Annotated in this window: 1 protein-coding gene; it reads left to right on the plus strand. The window is 61.3% G+C overall.

Going from position 1 to position 1,919, the window contains the following annotated elements:
- Positions 1-561 precede the first annotated feature (561 nt).
- A complete protein-coding gene (gene ltrA / locus BV106_RS34735) occupies positions 562-1,830 on the plus strand; it encodes a group II intron reverse transcriptase/maturase (RefSeq protein ID WP_038172865.1) in 1,269 nt (422 codons plus the stop codon).
- Positions 1,831-1,919: the final 89 nt, after the last annotated feature.

A 1,919-nucleotide genomic window follows, 5' to 3' on the forward strand; every position in this document is an offset into this window, starting at 1 on the left:
TCGTGTGCCTGGCATGAATGTGAACTATCAAACTTGAAACGAAGTATTGACGGAGCCGATGACAGCAACCGTAGCCGAACTGCAAGGTGATGCCCGTGAGGGTAGGGCCGAAAGAAGCAGGAGGCAAACCTGCGGCCGCAGGAACACGAACAGCCAGAGAGGCCTTGCGCGGGCGGTGAGCGTGCGAGGAAACGCGAAACCCAGAGGTCATCAAGACGCGGAGGGTAGAGGCTGGCGGCGCGCGGGGAAAGTGCACATTCTTACCCAGGGAGACCTTGTCTGCGAGAGCGGGCAAGGAGTCAGCAGAAGCCATAGTAACCCGACAGAGCCGGGAGCCCGTGAGGGCTCATCAAACTGCCACCGGAACGCTTTGGGAGGAGAAGGGCTGAAGGAGCCTGAGAGCCAAGCTCTGGAGAGCATTGGGCCCGAGTCAAAGAAGCAAGAAGGTCCGACGTCAGCCCGGGGGCCTGCAAGGAGCAGGTTGCTGGGAACGAACCGGGGATGGCCCATGCGGTGCAGCCGCGTCAAGCCCCCTCGGGACCGGACAAGACCGGAGCCCGCATGAACTCTGAACGGACAGCAAGGCTCACAGAAATGATGGAGAAAGTGGTGCACCCGGACAACTGGGAGGCGTCATTGCGTGCGGTGGAACGCAACGCAGGGGCACCCGGACCCGACGGGATGAAGACCACGGAACTAAGAGCGCATCTCTCCCAACACGGGGAGGTGCTCAAGAGAAGGTTGCTTGAAGGCAGTTACCAGCCTGGAGCCGCGAGGCGAAAGGACATTGCCAAGGCAGGCGGGGGAGCCCGTCCGCTGAGCATCCCCGACGTGCAGGACCGCTTTGTGCAGCAGATGCTGCTGGGCGTGTTGAGCCTTGAGTTTGACCCGTTGTTTAGCGAGAGCAGCTACGGGTTCCGCATGGGGCGCAGCGCCCACCAGGCCGTTGAGGCGGCAAGGGGTTATGCGAAGGAAGGCCATACCTGGGTCGTGGACATGGACATCACAAAGTTCTTTGACCACGTCAATCATGACATCCTGATGCATCGCATTGGGCAGGTGGTGGGCGACAAACGGGTGCTCAAAATCATCGGCCGGTACCTGAGAACCCAGGTGGTGATGCCTGATGGGTTGAAGGTCAGCAGTGAGGAGGGCACGCCGCAAGGCGGGCCGCTGTCACCGTTGCTGGCCAACATCTATCTGGATGCCCTGGACAAGGAGCTGGAGAAACGGGGGCTGCGCTTTGTGCGCTATGCCGACGACTGCAACATCTACGTGAAGAGCGAAGCCGCCGCCCAACGGGTGATGGCCGGGCTCAAGGAGTGGATGAGCCGCAAACTCAAGCTGAGCGTCAACGCGAGCAAGAGCGGGGTGGGACGGCCCTGGGAGCGCAAGTTCCTTGGGTTCGTGATCACCATCGTACTGCTTATAGCGGTGTCGAGTCAGAGCCTTGCCCGCTTTGCGGACGAGGTTCGCTTGAAGTGGAACGGGCGGCAGTCGTTGAGCAGCGTGGAGCTGCGGGACCAGTGGAATCGCTACATCCGGGGTTGGTGGGGGTATTTTGGGAAGGCCGAGGACCGCAAGGCGGTGTACCGCAAAGAAGGGTGGGTGCGTCGGCACATCCGCAAATGCTTCTGGCAACGGTGGCATGGGAGTGTGGGGCGCATCAGAGCGCTGCGACGCATGGGAGTGGCAGAGCACCAGGTGAAGATCGGCTGTAGCAGCCGCGGAGCTTGGGCGATGTCGACCAACAGTGTGATGAACCAGGCGTTGAGCAACGCGACGTTGAGAAAGCAGAAGTTCCTGATGCCATCAGATCTGACACGATAAGGCGTGCAGGCTTCAACCGCCGGATGCGGATCCGCATGTCCGGTGGTGTGGGAGGGTCAGGGGGCGCAATCCCCCTGACCCGACCCGAT

The sequence above is a fragment of the Verrucomicrobium sp. BvORR106 genome (genome assembly GCF_000739655.1).
Classification (GTDB): Bacteria; Verrucomicrobiota; Verrucomicrobiia; order Verrucomicrobiales; family Verrucomicrobiaceae; genus Verrucomicrobium.